Source organism: Streptomyces sp. TLI_185 (assembly GCF_003814765.1).
GTDB lineage: Bacteria > Actinomycetota > Actinomycetes > Streptomycetales > Streptomycetaceae > Streptomyces.
In genome coordinates this window covers 7,783,811-7,806,206 of the sequence record NZ_RKRB01000001.1, presented here as the reverse complement: position 1 = coordinate 7,806,206, position 22,396 = coordinate 7,783,811, and the positions used below count along the sequence as shown (strand labels likewise).

Genomic DNA, 22,396 nt, shown 5'->3' with positions numbered 1-22,396 from the left:
GTACGTCAACACCATGGAAGGGAAAGCGATTTACGCCATCACCGCACGTCAACGCGGTGTCATGCTCAGGCCAAAGCTAAGGCGTGACTCAGTCGGGACTCAGTCGACAGCGAGCCGGAACGCCATCCGCCCGAAGCCCACCTGATCGCCTTCGCGCACGACGGCGGCTCCGATGACCCGCCGGCCGTTCACCGTCGTGCCGTTGGTCGAGCCGAGGTCGCGCAGCACCCACATGCCGCCCTGGCGGCTGAGTTCGGCGTGCACGCGGGACACGGTTTCATGTGTGAGGCGCAGTCCGTTGGCCGGATCGCGTCCTATGCGCAGCGGGTAGCCGCTCGCCGGGTGGGGCAGCAGCAGCTTGGGGAGGCGCTCGGCCTGCCAGGCCCTGCGCAGCCGTACGGTGAAGCCGGAGACCGCCTCCACGGTGCCGAACACCAGGCGCGCGACACGGCTTTCCTGCGGGAGGTCGGCGGTGAGTGCGGCGAGTTCGTCGGAGCGGCGGGCGGCGAGGGCCAGCTCCATCCGGCGGATGAACGTGTCGTGCGAGAGCCGTCCCATGGCGACGCCGTCACGCAGCACCTTCAGCGCCTTGTCGCGCTCCACGTCGGACAGCCGCGCGGGGTACGTGTTGAACTCGAAAGACGACGTCACGTTCGTGATTGTCGGTCAGTGAACCGCGGGTGTCCAGAAAACGAGAAAACGGCCGCCACGCGCGCGTACCTGACGACACCCGCCGTAAAAGGGGTGATTCAAAAGCGGATTGATCTCGTTTGAAGCACCATGGACGGGCTACATCACGGTGAGCAGACGAAGGGGAACCGTCCGTGCAGTTCGAGGTGTGGGCACCGCAGGCCGGCCGAGTGACGCTCCAGTGCGACGGCGCCACGCGCGCGTTGGAGCGCGATCCGGACCGGGAGGGCTGGTGGCGGACGGAGGCCGCGGCGCGGGACGGCTCGCGGTACGGGTTCGCGGTGGACGACGGCCCCGTGCTGCCCGACCCGCGTTCGCGCCGGCAGCCGGACGGCCCGGACGGGCTGAGCGCGGTCGTCGAGCACGAGCGGTACACCTGGCGCACCGATTGGGCCGGGAGTCCGCTGCCGGGTTCGGTGCTGTACGAGCTCCATGTGGGCACGTACACACGTGAAGGCACCCTGGACGCGGCCGCCGAGCGACTCGGGCATCTGGTCGAACTGGGCATCACCCACGTCGAGTTGATGCCGCTGTGCCCCTTCCCGGGCCGGCACGGCTGGGGCTACGAGGGCGTCTCGTTGTGGGCCGTGCACGAGCCGTACGGCGGCCCCGAGGCGCTGAAACGGTTCGTCGACCGGGCGCACGAACTCGGCCTGGGCGTGGTCCTGGACGTCGTGCACAACCACCTCGGTCCGTCGGGCAACTACCTGCCCGCCTTCGGCCCGTACTTCACGGACACGCACCACACGCCCTGGGGTTCCGCGGTCAACCTGGACGCCCCCGGCTCGGACGAGGTGCGGGCGTTCCTTCTGGGCAGCGCACTGGCGTGGCTGCGTGACTACCGGATCGACGGGCTGCGCCTGGACGCAGTGCACGCCCTGGCGGACACGCGCGCGTGCCACTTCCTCGAAGAACTGTCGACGGCCGTGGACGCCCTCGCGGCCGACCTGGGCCGGCCGCTGTTCCTGATCGCCGAGTCCGACCTCAACGACCCGCGGCTCATCACGCCCCGCGCGCAGGGCGGGTTGGGGCTGCAGGCCCAGTGGAACGACGACTTCCATCACGCCCTGCACACCGCGCTCACCGGCGAGTCCCAGGGCTACTACGCGGACTTCGGCCGCGCTCCACTCGCCGCCGTGGCCCGGACCCTCACCCGCGGCTACTTCCACGACGGCACGTACTCCAGCTTCCGCGGCCGGCACCACGGGCGCCCCCTGGACAACACGCGGGTGGCCGCCCACCGGCTGCTGGGCTACAGCCAGACCCACGACCAGGTGGGCAACCGCGCCCAAGGCGACCGCCTGTCGGCAGTCCTCTCCCCCGGCCTGCTCGCCTGCGCGGCCGCCCTCACGCTCACCGCGCCCTTCACCCCGATGCTGTTCATGGGCGAGGAGTGGGCGGCGGGTACGCCCTGGCAGTTCTTCACCGACCACACCGATCCGGAACTCGCCGAGGCCGTACGGCGGGGCAGGCGGCGGGAGTTCGCGGCGCACGGCTGGGCCGAGGAGGACGTTCCGGATCCGCAGGACCCGGCGACCCGCGACCGCTCCTGCCTCGACTGGGCGGAGCTCGCGGACGAGCCCCACGCGCGCGTGCTGGACTGGTACCGCAGGCTCATCGCCCTGCGGCACGAGCAGGCCGACCTGACCGATCCCGACCTCGCCGACACCAAGGTGGCGTTCGACGAACGGGAGCGCTGGCTGGCCTTCCGCCGCGGGGACGTCCGCGTGGCCGTGAACCTCGCCAAGGAGCCGGCGGCGATCCCCCTGGGCCCCCGCCACGCGCGCGTGCTCGCCGCATGGGAGCCCGTCGAGGCGCCGGGGGCGGACGGGGTGCTGCATGTGCCCGCGGAGTCGGCCGTGGTGCTGCTGCAGGCGTGAAACGGCTGCTGGGCGCTCCGCGGGCGGTGCCGCGATCGGCCGTCTGACGTCTGCGGGTCCGTCGTGGCTGGTCGCGCCCGCGCGGCGGAGCCGCATATGGACACTGCCCCGCGCCCCTTCGGGGCGCTACCGAACCGCACCGGAGTCGCCGAGGCCGCCTGGACCCGCCTAGACCTCGTCGTCCGCGTCCTCGTCCCGGAACTCCGTCACCCTCTCCAGCAGGATCGCCTCCCAGGCGCGCCGGAGCTGGAGCCTGAGGAGGGGCAGGGGGCCGGTGTCATGGCCTCCGAGGTGTTCGGCCAGGCGTACGACGGTGTCGCAGCGGGCCAGCCAGAGGCCGCGGAGGCAGGGGCGGGCTGCGTAGCCGGCGAGTGTGGCGGCGCGGACGGCGGCGGGTGAGCCGACCGCGATCGCGAGTCCTGCGATGTCCTCGGCGGGGTCGCCGACGGCCGCGTCGGTCCAGTCGAGGATGCCGCGCACCCGGCCGTCGGCGCTGACCACGAGGTGCTCGCCCCTGAGGTCGTGGTGGACGAGGACCGCGGTGCCGGGCTGCGCGGCGAGCTGGACGGCGGCCTGCGGGGTGAGCTGGTGGAGGCGGACGGGGTCGAACTCGTCGGCCGCGGCGAGGCGTTCGGCGGCCCGCGCGGCGGCTCGGCGCAGCGCCTCCAGGGAGCGCGGGGCGGTGCGCGGGACGCCGAGCGTCTCGGCCTGCCGTGCGGGCACCTCGCGCAGCCCGGTGAGCAGCCCCGCGAGGTCGGTCTCGCCGACGGCGGACACGTCGTGCTGCTCCGCCGTCCCGCCGGGCACCTTGGTGTCGAGCGTGTACGTCAGCCCGGGTGCCCACTCGCCGTGCGCCACGCTGGTCGGCACGGCGACCGGCAGATGCGGGCGTACGAGGTCGCGCAGGCGCAGTTCGCGGCGCTGGCGCAGGGCGGCCTCGCGGTCGGGGGCGAGGCGCAGCACATGGCGGGCGCCGACCCACCAGGTGGAGTGCTCGCCGCCCTCGGCGACGGGCCGCACCTCGGGTCCGGCGGCGGTGGCCTCCCTTGTCGTGCCCTCCTTGATCAGAGAACTGACCAGCCGGCGGACGGTGTCCGCGGTGGGTGTCGGTGCCTGGGTCATGGTCGCGCCGTAGTCACTCGAAGGTGTGCTGGGGCTCCTGGGGTCGCTCAGTCCACTATGACCATCTCGCGGTCGGTGTCGTTGAGGCGGCGGCCGCCGTCCTCGGTGACCGTGACGATGTCCTCGATGCGCACGCCGAAGCGGCCGGGCAGATAGATCCCGGGCTCCACGGAGAAGCACATGCCGGGCACGAGCGGCTGCCGCTCGCCCTCGATCATGTACGGCGGCTCGTGCGTGGTGACGCCGATGCCGTGCCCGGTGCGGTGGATGAAGTACTCGCCGTACCCGGCCTCCGCGATGACCGCCCGGGCCGCGCGGTCGACCTCCTGGCAGGCGACGCCGGGCTGGACCGCCCGGAAGCCCGCCTCCTGGGCCTCGCGCACCAGGTCGTGCACACGGCGCTCCTCGTCGGTGGGGTCGCCGACGTGGACGGTGCGGGAGGTGTCGGAGCCGTAGCCGTCCTTGAGTCCGCCGAAGTCGAGGACGACCATGTCACCGCGTTCGATGACGCGCTCGCCGACCTCGTGGTGCGGGTTGGCGCCGTTCGGGCCGGAGGCGACGATGGTGAAGTCGACCTGCGAGTGGCCGAACTGCCGCAGCAGGTCGGCGAGGTCCGCGCCCACGTCGGACTCCCTGCGGCCGGCGAAGGGAACCTTGCGGATCTCCTCGAACGCTGCGTCCGCGGCCGCGCCCGCGGCCGCCATCAGTTCCAGTTCCGCCGGGTCCTTGACGGCGCGGAGCATCGGCAGGGCGTCGGTGAGGGAGGCGTAGTCGGTGCCGGGCAGCGCCCGCTGCAGTCCGAGCAGGTGCATCGCCCAGGCGTTGTCGCTGATACCGAAGCGGCCGGTGCCGGCGAGCAGGGCGGCGGTCGCGGCATAGGGGTCCTTGCCGTCGGTCCAGTCGCGCAGGGCCAGGGCAGGCGCGCCGACGGCCTGTGCGGCGTCCGGGGCCTCCAGGGTGGGGACGACCAGGACGGGGGTGCGTCCCTGGACGAGGACCAGCAGGGTGAGCCGCTCGGTGACCGCGGTGGGCGCGTAGCCGGTCAGCCACACCAGGTCCGGGCCCGGTGCCACCAGCAGCCCGGCGAGACCGGCGTCGGCGGCGGCCCGCGCGGCGCGGTCCATCCGGGCCCGGTAGTCGTCGGCAGTGAAGGGCGCGTGTGTGCTGCCGGTCATCCGGGCCTCCCTGGGCGGGTGAAGGGACCACAAGGGACTACGGGCAGCATCCTGCCCGTACCGCGGGTGCTGCGCGACCGGTCTGCGGTTCTTTCGGAAGCTCCGTCGGCCATGGCGTCAGCTCTCCAGGGCGAGGCGGGCACCGAGGAGCAGCAGCACGCCCCCGGAGACCTGCTCCAGGCGCCGGCGCACCCCGGCGCGGGACAGGACGGCCCGCATCCGGCCGACGAACCACACGTACAGGCCGTAGTAGCCGACCTCGTAGACCGCCCAGAGCGCGGCTAGACCCACCGCCCCCACTGCCTTAAGGGCGTGGGAGGTGCCCCCAGGGCAGGTGCGGGGCGCCCTGCGGCACGAACTGCGGCAGGAAGGACATGGCGAAGATCGCCGCCTTGGGGTTGGCGAGATTGAGCAGCAGCCCGCCGCGGTAGGCGGCCCAGCCGCTCTTCTCTGCGCCCTCCCAGCCGTCCGGGGCCTCCTTGGTGCGCCGCGCCTGCCGCAGCGCCTGGATGCCGAAGCCGACCAGGACGACCGCTCCGACGATCCGCATCACGCCGTACGCCAGTTCGGAGGCCGCGAGCAGCGCGGTCAGCCCGAACGCGGCGACCACACCCCAGACGAAGACGCCGGTCTCGTTGCCGAGCACGGTCAGGAAACCGGAGCGCCGGCTGCGCAGCGACTGCTTGATGATCAGCACCGTGCTGGGGCCGGGTGAGGCGGCGATCAGGGTGCAGGCGCCGAGGAAGGCAAGAAAGGTGCTCAGCATGCGGCTCATCGTGGCCCACTCCGTGGACGGGGACCAGCGATTTCCCGCGGCAGCAACGGGTGCAGGACGCCACACCATTAGAACTAATGCTCGGATGCCTTTACATCATTAGTCACCGATTCCGAGAGGCGTACGACCGTGCTCGTACTGGCACACATCAGCGATGTCCGTCTCGACGGGACCGCGCGAGCGGCGGAGCGCGCCGAGCGGGTGCGCGACCGGCCGTGGGCTGGGCGAGGCGGACGCACCCACTCGTACCAGCTGGGCGAGCCCGGCCGGCCGGCTGCGCTGCTGGAGCGGCGGCCGGAGATCGCGGGCTGATCACCGGTCATGCGCACACGCCTGCAGCGAGCGTGTTCGCCGGGCGGCCGCTGATGGTGGGGCCCGGCGTGAGCTGGGCGCTGCGGCTGCTCGGGGAGGGCGAGCAGATCGCCGCCCGGGACGCTCCGTTGGGCTTTGCCTTTCATGTGCTGGACGACGACAGGCGGCTCACCACCCACTTCCGGATGGTCACGTGACGACCCCCGGAATCGCGGTCAACTGCTGGTAGCCGCCGCTTCGGTGACGGACCGTCAGCGTGATCCCGACGCCCGGGCGGGCCCGGGCGACGGCGTGTGCGAGGTCGGCGGCCGAGTCGATGCGGGTCCTGCCGAACGCGAGGAGTACGTCTCCCCGGACGAGGCCCGCCGTATAGCCCGGGCCGGGTACGTGGACGCCGACGACCAGGGCGCCCGCCTTGTACGCGTCCACGGCCTCCAGGCCCAGGGTCGCTGCGGCGGGCGCCGGGGACGCAGGCGCTGTCGGGGACGACGGACTGGGGTGCGCCGTGGCCGACGGGCTGCCCGGGCCCTGCGCCTGGCGTTGCAGGTCGGCGAGTTTGCTCATGCCGATCACCGTGGCGCCGACCGTGCCGAGGCCGACCCCGGACAGCACCAGGACCGTTCCGACGAGCAGGCCGAACAGCGCGGCCCTGAGCCGTCGGCCGCGCCGGCGCGCGGCGTGCGGGCGCCGGGCGGTGCCGGGTTCGGTGCCGCCGCCGGGCTCCCCACCCGGCATCGGCTTGGGACGCAACGCAGTCTGTTCCATGGATCGCCTCCGGCTGGAGCTCTACCCGGAGCCCCGCCGCCCGACGAGCCACGAACGAGTGAGACTGCGACGGCCCGGACCCGCACCCGGCGGTCCGGGCGCGGGCGCGAGCCGCGGTGGCACAGCGGCCAGGCTCAGCCCGTGTGACCCTCCCCATGGCCGCCGTGCGCGCCGCCGTGGTCGAACTTCATCGCCTCCTCGGGCATGACGACGAAGGGCCGCATCATGCCCATGTCCTCGTGCTCGAGAAGGTGGCAGTGGTACATGAACCGGCCGTACGCGCCGTCGAACTTCCCCATGACGCGCAGTATTTGACCGCCCGGCACACGGAAGACGTCCTTGTAGCCGCGTTCGTTGGGCGCCAGCGGAATCTGCGTGCCCGCGTCGTACGCGATCGGCGCGCGCGTGCCGCCCACCGCCGGGTCGAAACCCGAGACGTCGTACGCGTCCCGGCCCAGCAGCTGGAAGTCGGCCAGGTGGATGTGCATCGGGTGGATGATCGGCGCGAGGTTCAGGAAGCTCCACTGCTCGTAGGAGCCCTCGGCGATGGTGAAGCCGAGGCCGTCGTTGAACGTCCGGGACGTGCGCCGGTACGTCTTCGTCGTGCCGTCCGTGCCCTTGAGCTGGATGATGCCGTCGGTGGGGACCAGCATGTCGCCGGGGTCGGTGACCTCGGTCATCTCCCAGATCTCCGGGTGTCCGCCGGCGCCCTTGGTGGCGGGCGGGGTGAGCACGATCAGGCGGTGGCCGTGCGGGATGTCGTGGGTGAGCCGGCGGAAGGAGCCGGAGAGCACCTCGGGCAGTTCGAAGGTGTCCGTGCAGGCGCTCTCGCCCACCCGGAACTCCAGGACCGCCGGGTAGCGCACGTCGTTCACCGGGTCGGGCACGCCCGGTGCCTGTCCGCGGCCCTTGTTGACCAGGCGCAGCGTCCGGCCCGCAAGGCCCCGGAAGTCGACGAGCAGGTCGAAGCGCTCGGCCGGGGCCGCGGTCAGCGTCGGCAGCGCGTCGTCGAAGTCCACCGGGACCGGGCGGGGCAGCAGTCCCCCGTCGCTGCCGATCTGGTGGACCACGCCCGGCACCGGGTTGTCGTCCTCGTCGACGAGGACGAGGCTGTAGATGCGCGCGTTGGACGCGTTGACCAGCCGGAAGCGGTACCAGGCGTCGTCCACCTCGGCGTACGGCCAGATGCGGCCGTTGACCGTCGTGTACGGGCCGGAGAACGGGATGGAGACCGGTTTGCCCGTCTCCGGGTTCTGCTGCTGGACGATCACCGTCTTGTGCAGCAGCCTCCCGTTGAGCCGGCCGTCCTCGTCCGTGTCGAGGTTCCGGTCGGCGAGCAGCAGCGGGATCTCCCGCTCCCCGGAGGGGAGCCCGAGGGCGTCCTCCTCGTCGTCACGGACGAGGTAGGTGCCGTACAGGCCCGTGTGCACGTTCCACCGGGTGATGTTCATGGCGTGGTCGTGGTACCACCACTGCACCGCCTGGTGCTCGTTCGGATACTCCGACAGCTGGGCGTCGCCGAATCCGACGGCGTTGTCGGCCCAGCCGTCGTTGCCGCCGCCCGTCTGTGCTCCGTGCAGGTGCGTCACCGACCAGGCGGGCAGGGCGGCGACGTCCTTGTTCGGCTCGACGCCCTCGCGGCCGGGCTCGGTGGTGGCCGGCGGGGTGCCGGGCGCACGGACCGGCACCTCCACGGAGGTGACCGGGTATTCGCTGCCCTTGGGAATGCGGTTGGTCCAGGCGATGCGGACGCGCTGCCCGCGGCGCACCTCGATGGTCGGGCCCGGCACCTGCCCGTCGTACCCCCACATCAGGGTCGGCGGAAGCTGCGGGTGCAGCCGGACCCAGGTCGGGCGCAGGGCGATCTCCGTCTCCCGCAGGACGTCACCGGATGCGGGACGCACGACGGGAGGGACGGGTAACGGCGCGACGTACGGCGCCAGTTCGTCCGGAGCCGGCGCCGTCTCCCCCGTGCCGCCCTCGGTGATCCTCTCGATGATTTCGGTCAAGGTTCGAACACCCCCGTGTTCTGTGGTCTGTTCCCCTTACCTCAGAAGACTCCCGACGCCTCGCCCAAGTTCCCTGAATGTCCCGTTCCGCACGAAAAGGTTCAGTGCGCGGTCATGACGGCAGGCCGGTCCGGAAGGAAGCCGTGAGTGCGGCGGGCCAGATGGTCCGGCTTGTAACGGTCCACCCTCCGGTGCCAGTTGAGGATGCCCGCCATCCAGTTCTGCAGGTCCTTCACATAGCCCTCCATCGCCTCGCGCGCCTCGCCGGAGAGTTTGAAGTCGTCGTAGACGACGGGCAGTTCGTGTGCGGCGATGTGTTCGAACTGCTGCATGCGCTGGGTCATCAGGTCGTGGACGACGGAGAGTGCGGTCGGGTAGTCGATGCCGAAGAAGTTCTGCACGACGAGGATCGCGTTGTGGATCTCGCCCTCGTACTCGATCTCCTTCTGGTACGAGAAGACGTCGTTGATGAGCCACCCGTAGTCGATGGCGGCGTTCTCCAGGGCGCGGACGGGGCCGCTGCGGTAGACCTCGGGCGGGACCGCGGGGCCGTGGCCCATCCGGCACATGCTCAGGGTGAGGTCGGAGCCGAAGGTGGCGCGGCGCATCTCCAGATAGTCGACCGGGTCGGGGATGCGGTTCTGCAGCTGGTTGGACAGCTCCCACACCCAGCTCTCGGTCATGACGTTCACCGCGTCCTTGAGGGTGCGCCGCTGGTCGGGGGTCATCTGCGCCGTGGTGCGCGCCCACAGGTCGGTGAGGCCGCGCTCCATGCCGTTGAGCGGGGTGGGGGCCTCCTCGCCGTCGACGGGCATGCAGTCCGAAAGGCGCCGGGTGGTCAGCCGGGCGGCGGCCAGGTCGCGGCGGTGGCCGTAGACCAGCGGGTAGTAGTCGTCGCCGTACGTGCCCCAGGCAAGCCACTGCGAGCTGAGGTCGAGGGCCTCTGGGGTCGCGTCGGGGTCGAGGCCCGCGGAGCACAGGGGAAGGTCGGCGGCGGCGAGTTTGTCCTCGTCCCAGACGCCCTCCTGGAGCATGCCCATGGTGTGCATCCAGTCGGTGAGGCGGTGGCGGGCGCCGTCCAGGTGGGGGCTCAGTTCCACCTCGAAGGGCATGTGGAAGTCGGGCAGCAGGGAGGGGCCGACCTTCTGGTACGGCACGTGCGTGTAGGCGCGCAGGCGCTCGGCGCCGGCCGCCGCGAGCAGGGCACCGACATCGGCGGCGGAGGTGCCGGGGCCGGTCAGGCCGTGCCACGGATGCGTGGCCTGCGCGCGGGCGTTCATGTAGCGGCTGGAGCGCATGTGCCATTCGTGGCCGCCGGACTGCCAGTCCTGCAGGCCCTGGGTGTACTTGGCGACGGCGGCGACCTGGTCCGGGGTCAGGCCCTTGTCCAGGGCCAGTGCGGGCACTTCGGTGAGGGCGGTGTGCTCGAACTGGTGGAGGCGGGAGGTGAGGACGTCGTTGACGGTGTCGGCGGCCTCCTGGGTGGTGCAGTCGAAGAAGGTCTCCAGGACGAGCACGCCGTTGCTGTTCTCGCCCTCGTCCTCGACCTCGCGTTGGTAGGAGAACAGGTCGTTGCGCAGGTGGACGGCGTCCGAGAACGTCTCCATCAGCACCCTGAGCGGCCTCGAACCGGCCACGCACGCGGGGACCTCGGCGGTCGCGTACTCCACGAGCCCGGCGGACCAGGGGGCGCCGCCCACCTTGCGGCGCATCTCGATGTACTCGACAGGGTTGGCGATCCGCCCCTCGTTGATGTTGGACAGCTCCCACATGGACTCGTTGAGAAGGTGTTCGGTCGCCACGGCGAAGCGGCGGCGCCAGTCCACCGACATCGAAGGCACGGTGCGTGCCCACAGGTCGGCGAGCCCGGCCTCGACCGGGTTCTGGGGCTCCGGTACGGGAGTTGCGAGGTCGAGGGGCATGAACAGGGGCAGCCGGTCCAGGTAGGCCTTGCCGCCGACGCGGTCCTGGCTGCGTTTGAAGGTCTCCAGGAAGTGGTCGTCGAAGAAGAAGACCCACACGTACCAGTCGGTGATCAGGGAGAGGGCGGGGCCGTCGCATTCGGGGTGGGTATAGGCGCAGAGCAGGCCGTAGTCGTGCGCGTCGAGGTCGGCCTGCTCCCAGATCCCGGACCCCTCCAGCATGCCCATCCCCCGTGCCCACTCGGTCGAATGGGCACGCGCCTCGTCGACATGCGGGTTCAGCCGCGCGGGATACGGCATGTAGAAGTGCGGGAGTTCGAAGGGCTGCTGCGTCATGGCCGGGGCCCTACCCGTGACCCTCCGGCACCATCCGCGGGCCGGGGCATGATCACACCATCGCGTGAATCAGGGGCGAACCGGGAACAGGGCGGCCCTAGGAACCCCGCACGGCCCGCCCCACCTCCGCCCGCAGCGCCACGAACTCGGGCAGGCCCCGGGTGGCGATCTGGTCACGCTTTCCGGGGAGTTCGACGGGCAGGTCGAGGACGACGTGGGAGGCGGGGGCCGGGGAGAGGACGACGACGCGGTCGCCGACGTAGACGCTCTCGTCGATGTCATGGGTGACGAACACGATGGTCGCGCCGTCGGTGCGGTGCACCTCGAGGAGGAGGTCCTCGAGGTCCTCTCGGGTCTGGGCGTCCAGGGAGCCGAAGGGTTCGTCCATGAGCAGCAGGGAGGGGCGGCAGACCAGGGCGCGGGCGATGGCGACGCGTTGCTGCATGCCGCCGGACAGCTGCCAGGGGTGGCGGCGGGCGGCGCCGTCGAGGCCGACGCGTTCCAGGATCCGCTCGGCCTCGGCGCGGCGCTCGGCCCGGGCGAGGCCGCGGCGGCGCAGCGGGAGGGCGACGTTGTCGCGGACGGTGAGCCAGGGGAAGAGGGAGCGGCCGTAGTCCTGGAAGACGACGGCCAGCTGGTCGGGTACGCCGGTGACCGGGGTTCCGTCGACGGTGACGGTGCCCTCGTGCGCGGGCTGCAGTCCCGCGACGGTGCGCAGGAGCGTGGACTTGCCGCATCCGGACGGGCCCACGACGCACAGGAGCTGGCCGTCGGGCACGGTGAGGGTGATGTCGTGCAGGACTCGCCGGTCGCCGTAGCGCTGGCCGAGGGAGTCGAGGCGGAGCGTCATGCCGTGCTCCTTCCCCGTCCGAGGAACCGCTTCTCGACCGCCAGCAGCGCGGCGTTGAGGAGGTAGCCGAGGACCCCCAGGAGCAGCAGTGCCGCCCATACGGTGAGCAGGTCGGAGCGGGACTGGGCGTCGGTGAGGGTGTAGCCGATGCCGTTGGCGGTGCCCGGCAGCAGTTCGGAGAACACCATGAGGATGAGGGAGAGCGAGAGGCTGAGGCGCAGGCCCGCGAAGATGCGGGGCAGTGCGGAGGGCAGGATCAGGAAGCGGAGCCGTTCGACGGGGTTCAGGCGCAGCACGGCGGCGACGTCGAGCCGTAGCGGGTCGGTGTTGCGTGCCCCTTCCGCCGTGTTGACCAGCACCGGCCAGACGGCGCTGAAGGCGATCGACGCAACCTGCATCGGCGTGCCGAAGTCGAGGACGACGACGAAGACGGGCACCAGCGCGGGCGGCGGCACGGCCCGCGCGAACTGCAGGACGGGATTGCAGAGTGCGTACGCCCGGCGCGACCGTCCGACCACGACCCCCGCCCCGATCCCGGCGACGGCGGCGATACCGAACCCGGCCGCCATCCGTCCGAGGCTCGGCAGTACGTCCCCCACGGCGGCCTCGGTGAGAAACGCGCGCCGGACGGGTCCCGAGAACCACAACTCGTAGGCGCGGTGCGCGATGCGGCCCGGGGGCGGGAAGTAGACGCTGCCGTGGGCCTGGGCGGTGAACTGCCAGAGGGCGAGCACGAGGACGAGGACGACGAGGCGCAGGAGGAGGTGGTGCCGCGTGCCCCCTACAGCCTTCATCGCTGCCCCGCGCGGCGCGCTGCTGTCCCGGCTCCCCGCCGGGGCGGGCGTTCGCTTCATGACCGCACCCCGCGCTCCGGGGCCGGCCGGACCCGGCGCCCTGTGCCAGGCCGCGCCTCACGCCCCGGACCCGACCGCGTCCCGCCGCCCTCCGCGCGCCTGTCCGGCGTCCAAGGAAACAACCACCGTTCGGCCCGCACCAGTACACCGTTGATGACCAAGCCGAGGGCGCCCGCCCACACCACCCCGGCCAGGACGTCCCGGGTGCCGTCGGTGGACAGGCTCGCCTGGGCGATGAAGATGCCGAGGCCCTCGCCGAAGCCGGAGAGGAGCTCGGTGGCCACGGCGAGGATGAGGGCGACGGCCGCCGAGATACGGATGCCGGCGGCGATGAACGGGGCCGTGCCGGGAAGCTCGACCCGCAGCAGGACCGACAGCCGGCCGAAGCCGAAGGCCCGCAGGGTGTCCTTGGCGAGCGGGTCTGTCTCGCCGAGGCCGTAGATCGTGTTGAAGAGGACGGGCCAGACCGACGCGTAGGTGATCAGCGCGACCTTGGTCTCGGTGCCGGTGCCGAGGAGCAGCGAGACCAGGGGGATCAGCGCGACCGACGGCAGCGGCCGCAGGAACTCCACGATCATGCGTACGGCGGAGTCGACGACCGGCATGCTGCCGAGCAGCAGCCCGAGCGGGACGGCGATCGCAACGGCGAGGCCGAGCCCCAGCGCCCAGGCCCGCAGGGTGGCGCCGATCCCGTCCAGGAAGGCGCCGTCACCCGCCAACTCGACGGCACGGGCGAGGACTTCGGAGGCAGGCGGAAGGTAGCTGCGCCGGACGATGCCCGCCCTGCCCACCGCCTCGCAGACCCCGAAGGCCAGCAGCACCCCGAGCAGGCCGAGCCACAGCTCCTGATGCCGTGCGAGCCGTCCTGGCCGTTTCAGTTGCTTCACGTGTGCGTCACTTGACCAGCAGCGTCGCCGGGTCGACGGCCTTCTTCAACAGGCCCTGTTTCGCCATGAGTTCGGTCAGCCGCCGCAGCTGTGCCGCATCGGTGGCGGCCGGATACGCCGGCAGCCGGATCGACCTGGACTGGTCAGCGGTCACCTTGGTGTACTTCGGGAGTTCTTCCCGTACGGCGCTCGGGTCCTGCGCCGCGATCCTTGAGGCAGCCTCTATGGCACGCCGAAAGGCCGCGGCCTCCTTGGGGTGCCCGGCGGCGAACTTCTGCGTGGTGACGTACCCGCTGATGGGCAGCGACTGGACGGGCGCCGACCCGCCGTCCATCAGCACCTTCGCCTTCAACTCCCCCTGGATCGCGCTGTCGAAGGGCTCCACGGCGTGCACGGCGTCCACCTGCCCCCGCTCCAGGGCCGGCCCCATCTGCGGGAAGGCGATCTGCCGGTAGACGGGCCGGCCGACGCCCTTCGCGTCGAGGATCGCATTGAGAGTGAGCGACTGGATGTTGTTGAGGATGTTGACGGCGACCTTCTTGCCCGCGAGGTCGGCCACGCTCTTGATGCCCGAGTCCTTCGGCACCAGGACGTCCATCATGTGCGGCGCAACCCGTACGCCCTCGGCGAGGATACGGAGGTCGAGGGTGCCCTTCTCGTCGGCCTGCAGGAACGTCACGTAGTTCGCGCTCGCGATCACGTCGACCTGACCCTTGCCCAGGGCGGGCAACGCCTGGATGCTCTGCTGGACGGGCTGGATCCTGACGTCCAGCCCCTCCTTGGTGAACAGCCCGCGGTCCCGTGCGAGGTAGAGCGCCGCGGAGTCCGTCAGCGGCAGGGCGGCCACAGTGATCTTCGTGCGTCCGCCGGCGGAGGTGGAGCCCCCGCCGTCGTCGCCGCAGGCCGCGAGGAGCAGTGTCAGGGCGGCCGCGACAGCCACCGTTCTTCCGATTCCCGTCCGCAATCCCCGTAACGCCATGCGCCATGACTACCCGATTATTGTCATGATCACCACAGGCGCCACACATCTTGCGAAACGCTCCGCGTTCCCTTGCCGAAGCCCCGCAGGGAACCTCACCGTGGTCGCATGAATCTGCGAGAGGCCCCGCCGGTCCCGGACGTCTTCGATCCGCGGCAGTACGCCGCCGGGGTGCCCCACGCCGCCTACCGCGCGCTGCGCGACCACCACCCCGTGGCCTGGCAGGACGAGCCCGAGGTGCTGGGATGGCCGGCCGGGCCCGGATTCTGGGCGGTGACCCGGCACGCGGACGTCGTACGTGTCCTCAAGGACTCGGCCACGTACTCCTCGCACCTCGGCGCGACCCAGATCCGCGATCCCGACCCCGCCGACCTCCCCTTCATTCGCCGCATGATGCTCAATCAGGACCCGCCGCAGCACGGGCGGTTGCGGCGACTGGTCAGCCGCGCCTTCACCCCTGGCCGCATCGACCGCTTCACGACGGTCGCGCAGGAGCGTGCCCGTGCCCTGTTCGCGCAGGCGCTGGAGGCAGCCCATACCGCCGACGGCACCGTCGACCTCGTTGCCACCGTGACCGACGACTACGCCCTGCTCAACCTCGCCGACCTGCTCGGCGTCCCGGACGGCGACCGCGGCCTGCTGCTGCACTGGACGCAGCGGGTCATCGGTTACCAGGACCCGGACGAGGCCGGCACCCCCGTGCTCGACGCGGCGGGCAAACCGGTCAACCCGCGCTCCCCCGCGATGCTCCGGGACATGTTCGCCTACGCCCAGCAGCTCGCCGCGCACAGGCGCCGCCATCCCGCCGACGACGTGATGACGACGCTCGCCCAGGACCCCGAACTCGCCGACGCCGAACTGGAGATGTTCTTCTTCCTGCTCACCGTCGCGGGCAACGACACCGTCCGCAGCGCGGCCCCCGGCGGGCTGCTGGCCCTGGCCGAGCACCCGGAGGCGTACGAGCTGCTACGCGCAGGAAAGGCCGAACTGCCCGTCGCGGTGGAGGAGTTGCTCCGTCGGCATCCGCCCGTCCTCACCTTCCGCCGGACCGCCGCCCGCGACACCGAGCTGGCGGGGCGGCGCATCCGTGCGGGCGACAAGGTGGTCGTCTTCCATGCCTCCGCGAACCACGACGAAAGGGTCTTCGCGGCGCCGGACCGCCTCGACCTGTCCCGTACGCCGAACCCGCACGTCTCCTTCGGGGACGGTCCGCACGTCTGCCTGGGCGCGCACTTCGCCCGGTTGCAGCTGCGGGTGCTGTACGGGGAGGCACTGCGCGCCCTGCCGGTCCTGCGCACGGCGGGGCCGGCCAGGCGGCTGACGTCCAACTTCATCAACGGGCTCAAGTCGCTGCCGGTGCAGGTGACTTGAGGTTCGATGGCGAAGCCCTCAGGTCCGCACCTGGATCAGTGCGTGGGTGCCGCCGGTCCGCCACCGCTGGTCCTCTGCCGCCACGAGCGCGGCCTCGGTGTCCAGGTCCAGGCCGGTGATCACGTCGGACTTCAGGGTGCGCAGGGCGGCGACCGGGCCGGGGAAGTGGGCCGTGACGTCCGCGAAGGGTGTGGTCGGGGCCCACAGCCGATCGCCCACCAGGCGACGGTAGTTGAGGTCGCCCTTCACGACGGTCAGCGCGGCCGTGGCGAGTTCCGCGCGCAGGTCGCCCGGCATGTCCGCGTACGGCAGCGGTCCGGCGGAGAAGGGGTGGGCGCGGAGGCTGAGGCGGCCCTCGGTCATCGCAGCCCACAGGATGCGGCCGTATTTGAGGGCTGCGCCCTGCGCCCCGGTCAGTCTCCTGAGCGCGTCGAGCACGTCGGCCGTCGTCGCGTCGGAGACGTAGTAGGGGTACGGCTTGATGTGCAGGACGGCGCGCCCGATGCGCCCGCGTTCGAGGAGGTGGGCGATGAGGAGCAGGTCGGGGACGAGTTCGCGGCCCGCGTTGTCGGCGATGAGGCAGAGCGTGCCCGCGCCGGTCGGCGGGAGCAGCGACCAGAGGGCCTCGCTGTCGTCGGCGACCAGGCCCGGGGCGGTCTCCGCGGTGCCGGCGCCGGCGGCGGAGAGGCGGAAGCCGAGGTCGGCGCGGTTGCCCCAGAGGGAGCCGTGCAGCAGGGCGCGGTCCCGGTCGTCGGCGGACAGGGCGTCGAGGGCGGCCAGTTCCTCGTCCGTCTCAGGGGAGTCGAGCTCGGCCAGCTTGAAGGGACGGAACGGGTCGATGCCCTGCCAGGGCCCGGGTCCGAAGTAGCCGACGGCGTCGAGGAGTTGGCGGTAGAAGTAGCTCTCCGACCAGAGCCAGGGGATGTCGTACCAGGAACGCCCGGCGTAGTCGGCCATCCCCCACGCCTCCCAGCGGGCCCGGTCGTGCGCGTCGGCAGGGAGCGGTTCGACGACGCCCTTGGTGCAGCTCGCGAGGAGCGCGTCGAGAGCGCGGTGCTGTGCGGGGCCGTACGGGAAGGCCTCCCGTACCTGCCGGATGATCGCGGGGTGCCGCTCGGCGAGCACGCTGTGGGGGAACGACCCCGGCTCGTTGCCGAGGATCACGGGCGCGGACGGGTCATGGGGCATGCGCCCACCCTAGGCGGCCCGAGCGAGATCCGCTCCGGCCGAAAGCGCCCCGCAAGAGGCGCGGGGCTGAGTCGGTCTGCGGCTCCGCCGCGCGGGCGCGACCAGCCACAACGGCGCGGCAGAAGAACAACAACCCCTCGCGGCCTCAAGCGGAGCGCTCCCGCTCCAGCCGGGCGGCGAGGCTCACATAGCGGGCACGGCGGGTCACCGGGACCAGGCCGCGGATCGTGAGGTGCCACATCTCGGCCAGTCTGCGGGGCTGGTGGGCGACGGGCTCGAGGGAGCGGCCCACGACGCGGGTGCCGACGAAGAAGCTGACGAGGGAGTGGGCGACGGCGTCGACGTCGATGTCCGGGTGGACGTCGGACTCCTTGACGGCGCCGAGGAGTTTGCGAGTGGCGATGTCCCGCCACTCGGTGAAGGGGTGCTGGAGCGGTGGCCGCACGGCGACTTCCCCGGTGGCGAGCCGGAGCCCGGCCCGTGGGATCGGGCCCTCGACGGCGAGACGGGCGATGCCGAAGGTGATGCGCATCAGGGTTTCGAGCGAGGAGTAACCCCGGCCGTCCACCTCGTTGGCCACCTCGCGCGAGGCCTTGGACTGCAGCTCCATGATGGCGTGGGCGAGGTCCTCCTTGGCCGCGAAGTGGAAGTAGAGCGCGCCCTTGGTGACCTGGGCGTGTTCGACGATGTCGCTCAGGCTGGTCGATTCGTAGCCGCGGCGGTCGAACAGGTCTGCTGCGGCCGTGATGATCGTCGCGCGGGTCTGCTCGGCGCGTAACTGCCTCGCCATCGACTGAACACTCCTGGGGCTGGAAACGGACCGTACTGTTTGTTTTTCTCACTCCCAGTGAACGATATCTCACCGTACGGTGGCACCGACGGCGCACTCGCACACGGTCGACCCACCCTGGAATCCGCGGGCCTCCAGACCCGTCCGGGTCTCGTCGGTCACCTCGATCCAGGTGGGTCTGTCCAGCTCAGCATACTGATGGAAGGCACATGGAAAGACCCACCCCCTACCGGACCGGCGGCCCGGACGCGGGCGGCTTCAGGAGCAGCATGCCGGAGACGTGATCGAGCGGATGGTCGAAGAAAACGGGATGACCGGTATCTACTTGTAGCTGCCAGCGGCCGGGTAGGTCTGTCGGGGCCGGCACGACGTCCGCGGGCAGGGCGCAGTCCACGGCGGCGGCCGGCCAGAGCGGGCGGGAGCGGCAGCGCGGTGACGGTGGCCGGGGTGCGGCCGCCCCGCAGTCGGCGGTAGACGGACTCGCTGGTCCAGCTGACGGCGACGTGTGCGGTGGCGACGCGTTCGCCGCCGAGGCGCACGTCGGTGTCGTAGCGAAGTGCGGTGGGGCGGCCGGCGCGACGGCGGACGCCGGACACGGTGACATGCAGGACGGGTTCGGCGGGCACGGCGGCGACGGACCGGTCCGGCGACACGTGTAACTGATGTGCTCGCGGCCACTGTGCAAACAGCGTGAACCGGTCGGGGCCGCTGGGCTCCCAGTCGGTGAGAAACGTTTCCGCTACGGCGGTGCTGTGGACGAGCTGACGAGGCACGGTGGCCGTCAAGGCCGGTCGAGGCATGGTCGGTTGGGGCATGTCCCTCCCTCGGTCCCCGGAAACGGATGACAGACCAGACGGCGAAGTGTCCGTGCCGGCGACCGCCAGAGTACGAGGCGACCGGTTGGTTTTCAATGTGGCCGGGGTGGGTCCGAGGGGCGTACGAGCAGGTGAACGGTCAAGGTTCAAGGAGCTGTTCGCTCCGGACCACACTCCCGAAGCGTCACACGCTGAACGCACAGGGCCGGTCGCCCGTACTTCACGGGAGCACATTGTTCCACGCCGGCCGAGGAGACGTTCCGGATGCCCCGGATGACCGCACACCGCACCGCCCTGGCGGCCGCCCTCGTGACCCCGTTCCTGCTGCCCCTGTGGGCGGCGGGCCCCGCGCAGGCGCACGGCGCGCCCACGGATCCCGTCAGCAGGGCCTACGCCTGCTCGCCCGACGGCGGCAGCGACGCGCAGTCGGCGGCCTGCAATGCGGCCGTCGCCGCGAACGGCGCCCCCTTCACGTTCTGGGACAACCTGCGGGTCGCGGACGTGGGCGGCAGGGACCGGCAGGTCATCCCCGACGGAAAGCTGTGCAGCGGCGGCCTGCCCGCCTACAAGGGCCTCGACCTCGCCCGCTCCGACTGGCCGTCGACGACCCTCAAGCCGGGCGCGACCCTGGCGATGAAATACGCCTCGACGATCCCGCACACCGGCACGTTCAAGCTCTACCTCACCAAGCCCGGTTACGACCCGAAGAAGCCGCTGACCTGGGCCGAGCTACCGGACAGGCCGTTCGCCTCGGTCAAGGACCCGGCACTGACGAACGGCGCGTACCGCATCACCGCGAAGCTGCCGTCCGACCGGACCGGGCACCACGTGCTCTACACCATCTGGCAGAACAGCAGCACGACGGACACGTACTACTCGTGCTCCGACGTGGTGTTCGGGACGGCCGGGAGCAGCAGGAGTGGCGGTGCGGCAGCATCGTCGGCGTCGACGTCCGCGGGCGGTGGCAGGAAGAGCGCGGGCAGCAGCCCCGCGGCCACTCCCGAACCCCGTTCGACCCCTTCCCGTACGGCCGAGGCGGCCGCGAGTCCACGACAGGAGTCCACCGATCCCGACAGCACCCCGGTGGCCTCGACCTCCGCCGCGGGCTCGGGACCGTCCGCGCCCATGCTTGCGGGCGGCGCCGCTGCGGTGCTGGTGCTCACCGGCGGCGCCGCCCTGGCGCTGCGTCTACGTCGACGCTGAACTACGCCTGCTTGAACGTCAGTTGACGTACACGGTCGCGCCGTTGTCGGTCACCGGGGCGTACTTGGCGGTGAAGTAGCCGCTGCTGAAGCAGAGCGACGAGCCGGACGTCTTGGTGAACTGCTGGTTGGTGAAGTTGATGCTGGCGTCGCTGTTGCTGGTCGTGCCGGTCAGGCTGGGGGCCTGGTAGACGCAGTTGATGGAACCCAGCAGGGTCTTGAGCTTGACCGTGGTCTGGATGGTGGAGCCGCTCGCCGGGGTCACGGTCAGCGAGCCGCCGGAAGCCACGCTGGTGGTGTACGGCAGGTTGTCGACCGTGATGCTGGTGACACCCGTCACGCCGAGGACGTTGCTGGTGCAGCTGCTGCTGTCGAAGGTCTGCGCACCGACGGACTCGGTGGCCGTGCCCGGCGCGGCCGGGTTGTCCGTGACCGTGGCGGTGAACGTCGAGGAGGTGCAGCTCACGCCGCTGGTGCCGGTCGCGCTGGAGTACAGCGTGGCGCTGGTGCCGCTGGCCAGCGGTGCGGAAAGGACGTCGCCGACCGCGACGGCGGTGCCGCCGGCCGAACCGGTGGTGAGGACGGGGGTGTCGGCCGCCGAGGCCGGGACGGCCGCGGGGATCGAGAGGGCGGCGACGGTGCCGACGAGCGTGAGGAGGGTGCGAGTGCGCATGCGGACGTACCTCTTTCTGGTGCGGGGTTCGAGGGTTGGGGGCTTCCGATGTGGCGCGAGGATGGTGGGGGGACGCCGGTCGGCGTCCGCCGATGCCGGTCCGTGACGCCTTCTCCGTACGCCACGGACCGGCAACGACGACCGGCCGGTGACCGGCCGCAGACCCGGGGGGTGGGCCTCCGGCCGGGCCGGGCGGAAGCGACGGTCTGGCGTGGACCAGGGGGGAAGGGCCCGTACCGGACCGTCTGGGGGATCTCGGGCTGTGAAGGGCCCGTGCGGACAGGAGGGGTCCGGGAGACGCGGACAGGGCCGCGTGGCTGGATCCGGCGCCACGGATCTGGGGGAAGCCAGGGGCAGTTGTAGACCTGAGTGTCAGTCAACGTCAAGGCGGAACAAGGGAGTTGACGATCGTTCAAGAACCTGGTGCAACCTGCCCGACCTGCTGAGCCACAGGTGGGGCACAACCAACACCCTTTTTTCACAACTCCCTTGACCCTTGAAAGTAACCACGGGTAACTTCCTCGCTGGCTACTGCGGAGTACGAGAAAGCCCTTCCACTCGCCGGGAGTTTGGGAGGAGGCGTGCGCCTGCAGCCGCTGTCCGCGCCAGGACAACGCGCCGATGATGCCCAACCCGCACTGACTATGCACATGGGAGCAGAAATGGCCTCGTCCGCCGAACTCACCACTGGGAACCCAGAAAGCGGTTCCTCGCCCGACCCCGCGAGACGCGGGCGGGTCCGGCTGCGCCGCGCCGCTGTGATGGCGGTCCCGGCCGTCGCGGTCGCGGCCGGCCTCGCGATCATGACCGCCGAGGGGGCGCTGGGGGTCTCGTTCTCGATCTCCGGAATGCCCTTCACGGTGACCGCCAAGTCGCTCGACGGCACCGGCTTCGAGCAGTTCGGTGGGCTCGACAGCATGATCGACAACAGCCCCAACGCGGGTGACACCGGCGGTCAGGTGCTGATCGTCACCTCCGCCATCAAGAACGCGACACTGGACAGCCTGTGCCAGAGTGTCGACCTGGGTGGCACCAACCTGCTGATCAAGGCGGGCAGCGGCTCGTCGAAGGTGCAGGCGACCGACCTGACCACGGACTCGACCGAGCTGACCGGCGACGCCGCCTTCAAGAACATCGAGATCGGCAACGACGCGAGCACGCTCACCAAGGCCGGCGTCAAGGGACCGAAGGGCGTCTTCAGCCAGCAGGCCGACACCGTGCACATCGACAACCTGCGGCAGACCAACTATGCGACGACGGCCGGCGTGTTCAAGCTGCCGGGCCTGAAACTCAGCTTCAGCGACTCGGGTTGCTGATGTCGGACAGTCCGAAGCAAGACGCGCAGCCCGCTTTTCGTGAGTGGCGGGCCCGCCGTCCGTTCTGGGGCGGGCTGCTGCTCGCCCTGGGCGGGGCGGAGATCCTGCTCACCGAGAAGGCCTCTGTGAAGGTCATGATGCACGCCGCCGCACAGAACCTGGCCGGCTACCTCCTGCCCACCGTGATGTTGTTGTGCGGGCTGCTGATCCTCTTCAACCCCACGCAGCGCCTGTTCTACTCGATCATCGGCGTCCTGACCTCCCTGGGCACCTGGCTCACCTCCAACCTGGGCGGCTTCTTCGTCGGTCTGCTCCTGGGAGCCGTCGGAAGCTGCCTCGCCTTCGGCTGGCTGCCGGACCAGGAGCCGCGGGTCGGCCGCCGGCAGCGCAGGAAGGAAGCGCGGGCCGCTCAGGCCGCACGAACCGTGCACGAGGCCGTGCAGCTGTAGCCACGCCGGGCCGGGACCCGGCGCTCGCCCGAGGGG

At 71.2% G+C, this 22,396-nt stretch carries 19 protein-coding genes and 2 pseudogenes; 6 read left to right on the top strand and 15 right to left on the bottom strand.

The annotated features are described in order from the left end of the window. Positions 1 to 99: 99 nt before the first annotated feature. Entirely contained in the window at positions 100 to 651 is a 552-nt protein-coding gene (locus tag EDD92_RS35975) for a DUF1707 and FHA domain-containing protein (protein ID WP_123968157.1), read from the bottom strand. A 173-nt stretch (positions 652 to 824) separates the two neighbouring features. Between EDD92_RS35975 and treZ the strand changes: the two genes are divergently transcribed. Next, positions 825 to 2,570, top strand: coding sequence for a malto-oligosyltrehalose trehalohydrolase (gene treZ, locus EDD92_RS35970; protein ID WP_123968156.1), 1,746 nt, complete (start codon positions 825 to 827; stop codon positions 2,568 to 2,570). Between the two features lie 168 nt (positions 2,571 to 2,738). Here the strand turns inward: treZ and EDD92_RS35965 are convergent, their stop codons facing one another. The 3 genes and pseudogenes from EDD92_RS35965 to EDD92_RS35955 all read right to left on the bottom strand — a co-directional run bounded on the left by EDD92_RS35965 (position 2,739) and on the right by EDD92_RS35955 (position 5,633). Further along, positions 2,739 to 3,692: an aminoglycoside phosphotransferase family protein gene (locus EDD92_RS35965; RefSeq protein WP_123968155.1), complete on the bottom strand. Its 954-nt coding sequence runs from the start codon at positions 3,690 to 3,692 to the stop codon at positions 2,739 to 2,741. 47 nt (positions 3,693 to 3,739) lie between these two features. Further along, a complete protein-coding gene (locus tag EDD92_RS35960) occupies positions 3,740 to 4,867 on the bottom strand; it encodes an aminopeptidase P family protein (protein ID WP_123968154.1) in 1,128 nt (375 codons plus the stop codon). Positions 4,868 to 4,984: 117 nt separating this feature from the next. Further along, positions 4,985 to 5,633: pseudogene (locus EDD92_RS35955) on the bottom strand (LysE family translocator). 255 nt (positions 5,634 to 5,888) lie between these two features. Between EDD92_RS35955 and EDD92_RS35950 the strand changes: the two are divergent. Continuing rightward, a pseudogene (locus tag EDD92_RS35950) lies at positions 5,889 to 6,151 on the top strand (phosphodiesterase); the annotation flags it as partial. On the opposite strand, the gene EDD92_RS35945 reads toward EDD92_RS35950, so the two are convergent. The 7 genes from EDD92_RS35945 to EDD92_RS35915 all read right to left on the bottom strand — a co-directional run bounded on the left by EDD92_RS35945 (position 6,144) and on the right by EDD92_RS35915 (position 14,517). Continuing rightward, the gene (locus EDD92_RS35945) at positions 6,144 to 6,719 is read right to left on the bottom strand and encodes a PDZ domain-containing protein (protein WP_123968153.1); all 576 of its coding nucleotides are present in this window, start codon (positions 6,717 to 6,719) and stop codon (positions 6,144 to 6,146) included. The pseudogene EDD92_RS35950 and the gene EDD92_RS35945 overlap by 8 nt on opposite strands. 134 nt (positions 6,720 to 6,853) lie before the next feature. After that, positions 6,854 to 8,728, bottom strand: coding sequence for an O-aminophenol oxidase PhsA (gene phsA / locus EDD92_RS35940; protein ID WP_123968152.1), 1,875 nt, complete (start codon positions 8,726 to 8,728; stop codon positions 6,854 to 6,856). A 101-nt stretch (positions 8,729 to 8,829) separates the two neighbouring features. Beyond that, a complete protein-coding gene (gene cyc2 / locus EDD92_RS35935; protein WP_123968151.1) occupies positions 8,830 to 10,986 on the bottom strand; it encodes a germacradienol/geosmin synthase Cyc2 in 2,157 nt (718 codons plus the stop codon). 97 nt (positions 10,987 to 11,083) lie between these two features. Further along, the gene (locus EDD92_RS35930; RefSeq protein ID WP_123968150.1) at positions 11,084 to 11,836 is read right to left on the bottom strand and encodes an ABC transporter ATP-binding protein; all 753 of its coding nucleotides are present in this window, start codon (positions 11,834 to 11,836) and stop codon (positions 11,084 to 11,086) included. Beyond that, entirely contained in the window at positions 11,833 to 12,690 is an 858-nt protein-coding gene (locus EDD92_RS35925) for an ABC transporter permease (RefSeq protein ID WP_123968149.1), read from the bottom strand. Before EDD92_RS35925 ends, EDD92_RS35930 begins: the two co-directional genes overlap by 4 nt. Further along, positions 12,687 to 13,577: an ABC transporter permease gene (locus EDD92_RS35920; protein WP_123968148.1), complete on the bottom strand. Its 891-nt coding sequence runs from the start codon at positions 13,575 to 13,577 to the stop codon at positions 12,687 to 12,689. The genes EDD92_RS35925 and EDD92_RS35920 overlap by 4 nt, the downstream gene beginning before the upstream one ends. A 7-nt stretch (positions 13,578 to 13,584) precedes the next feature. Then, a complete protein-coding gene (locus tag EDD92_RS35915) occupies positions 13,585 to 14,517 on the bottom strand; it encodes an ABC transporter substrate-binding protein (RefSeq protein WP_260326979.1) in 933 nt (310 codons plus the stop codon). 147 nt (positions 14,518 to 14,664) lie between these two features. On the opposite strand from EDD92_RS35915, the gene EDD92_RS35910 reads away from it, so the two are divergent. Continuing rightward, entirely contained in the window at positions 14,665 to 15,927 is a 1,263-nt protein-coding gene (locus EDD92_RS35910; RefSeq protein WP_123968146.1) for a cytochrome P450, read from the top strand. A gap of 18 nt (positions 15,928 to 15,945) precedes the next feature. On the opposite strand, the gene EDD92_RS35905 is transcribed toward EDD92_RS35910, so the two are convergent. From EDD92_RS35905 to EDD92_RS51540, 3 genes are all read right to left on the bottom strand, one after another. Beyond that, the gene (locus tag EDD92_RS35905) at positions 15,946 to 17,115 is read right to left on the bottom strand and encodes a damage-control phosphatase ARMT1 family protein (protein WP_123968145.1); all 1,170 of its coding nucleotides are present in this window, start codon (positions 17,113 to 17,115) and stop codon (positions 15,946 to 15,948) included. A gap of 145 nt (positions 17,116 to 17,260) precedes the next feature. After that, a complete protein-coding gene (locus tag EDD92_RS35900) occupies positions 17,261 to 17,905 on the bottom strand; it encodes a ScbR family autoregulator-binding transcription factor (RefSeq protein ID WP_123968144.1) in 645 nt (214 codons plus the stop codon). A gap of 226 nt (positions 17,906 to 18,131) precedes the next feature. Further along, positions 18,132 to 18,509 (bottom strand): AfsA-related hotdog domain-containing protein, encoded by a 378-nt coding sequence (locus EDD92_RS51540; protein WP_260326976.1) that lies wholly within the window; start codon positions 18,507 to 18,509, stop codon positions 18,132 to 18,134. Positions 18,510 to 18,984: 475 nt separating this feature from the next. On the opposite strand from EDD92_RS51540, the gene EDD92_RS35890 reads away from it, so the two are divergent. Next, positions 18,985 to 19,923, top strand: coding sequence for a lytic polysaccharide monooxygenase (locus EDD92_RS35890; RefSeq protein WP_123968143.1), 939 nt, complete (start codon positions 18,985 to 18,987; stop codon positions 19,921 to 19,923). Positions 19,924 to 19,941: 18 nt separating this feature from the next. Here EDD92_RS35890 and EDD92_RS35885 read toward each other — a convergent pair whose 3' ends face one another. Continuing rightward, positions 19,942 to 20,595: a Tat pathway signal sequence domain protein gene (locus EDD92_RS35885; RefSeq protein ID WP_123968142.1), complete on the bottom strand. Its 654-nt coding sequence runs from the start codon at positions 20,593 to 20,595 to the stop codon at positions 19,942 to 19,944. A 662-nt stretch (positions 20,596 to 21,257) separates the two neighbouring features. Here EDD92_RS35885 and EDD92_RS35880 point away from each other — a divergent pair. Next, entirely contained in the window at positions 21,258 to 21,911 is a 654-nt protein-coding gene (locus EDD92_RS35880) for a DUF6230 family protein (RefSeq protein ID WP_185124234.1), read from the top strand. After that, positions 21,911 to 22,360, top strand: coding sequence for a DUF6114 domain-containing protein (locus tag EDD92_RS35875; RefSeq protein WP_123968141.1), 450 nt, complete (start codon positions 21,911 to 21,913; stop codon positions 22,358 to 22,360). Before EDD92_RS35880 ends, EDD92_RS35875 begins: the two co-directional genes overlap by 1 nt. The last annotated feature ends 36 nt before the right edge of the window (positions 22,361 to 22,396 follow it).

Excerpts from the sequence above, each read along its gene's own strand:
- EDD92_RS35945 (WP_123968153.1), bottom strand. The coding sequence starts at position 6,719 with ATGGAACAGACTGCGTTGCGTCCCAAGCCGATGCCGGGTGGGGAGCCC.
- EDD92_RS35890 (WP_123968143.1), top strand. The coding sequence starts at position 18,985 with ATGCCCCGGATGACCGCACACCGCACCGCCCTGGCGGCCGCCCTCGTG.
- EDD92_RS35885 (WP_123968142.1), bottom strand. The coding sequence starts at position 20,595 with ATGCGCACTCGCACCCTCCTCACGCTCGTCGGCACCGTCGCCGCCCTC.
- EDD92_RS35875 (WP_123968141.1), top strand. The coding sequence starts at position 21,911 with ATGTCGGACAGTCCGAAGCAAGACGCGCAGCCCGCTTTTCGTGAGTGG.
- EDD92_RS35930 (WP_123968150.1), bottom strand. The coding sequence starts at position 11,836 with ATGACGCTCCGCCTCGACTCCCTCGGCCAGCGCTACGGCGACCGGCGA.
- EDD92_RS35910 (WP_123968146.1), top strand. The coding sequence starts at position 14,665 with ATGAATCTGCGAGAGGCCCCGCCGGTCCCGGACGTCTTCGATCCGCGG.
- EDD92_RS35905 (WP_123968145.1), bottom strand. The coding sequence starts at position 17,115 with ATGCCCCATGACCCGTCCGCGCCCGTGATCCTCGGCAACGAGCCGGGG.
- EDD92_RS51540 (WP_260326976.1), bottom strand. The coding sequence starts at position 18,509 with ATGTCACCGTGTCCGGCGTCCGCCGTCGCGCCGGCCGCCCCACCGCAC.
- EDD92_RS35900 (WP_123968144.1), bottom strand. The coding sequence starts at position 17,905 with ATGGCGAGGCAGTTACGCGCCGAGCAGACCCGCGCGACGATCATCACG.
- cyc2 (WP_123968151.1), bottom strand. The coding sequence starts at position 10,986 with ATGACGCAGCAGCCCTTCGAACTCCCGCACTTCTACATGCCGTATCCC.
- EDD92_RS35925 (WP_123968149.1), bottom strand. The coding sequence starts at position 12,690 with ATGAAGCGAACGCCCGCCCCGGCGGGGAGCCGGGACAGCAGCGCGCCG.
- EDD92_RS35960 (WP_123968154.1), bottom strand. The coding sequence starts at position 4,867 with ATGACCGGCAGCACACACGCGCCCTTCACTGCCGACGACTACCGGGCC.
- EDD92_RS35880 (WP_185124234.1), top strand. The coding sequence starts at position 21,258 with ATGGCCTCGTCCGCCGAACTCACCACTGGGAACCCAGAAAGCGGTTCC.
- EDD92_RS35965 (WP_123968155.1), bottom strand. The coding sequence starts at position 3,692 with ATGACCCAGGCACCGACACCCACCGCGGACACCGTCCGCCGGCTGGTC.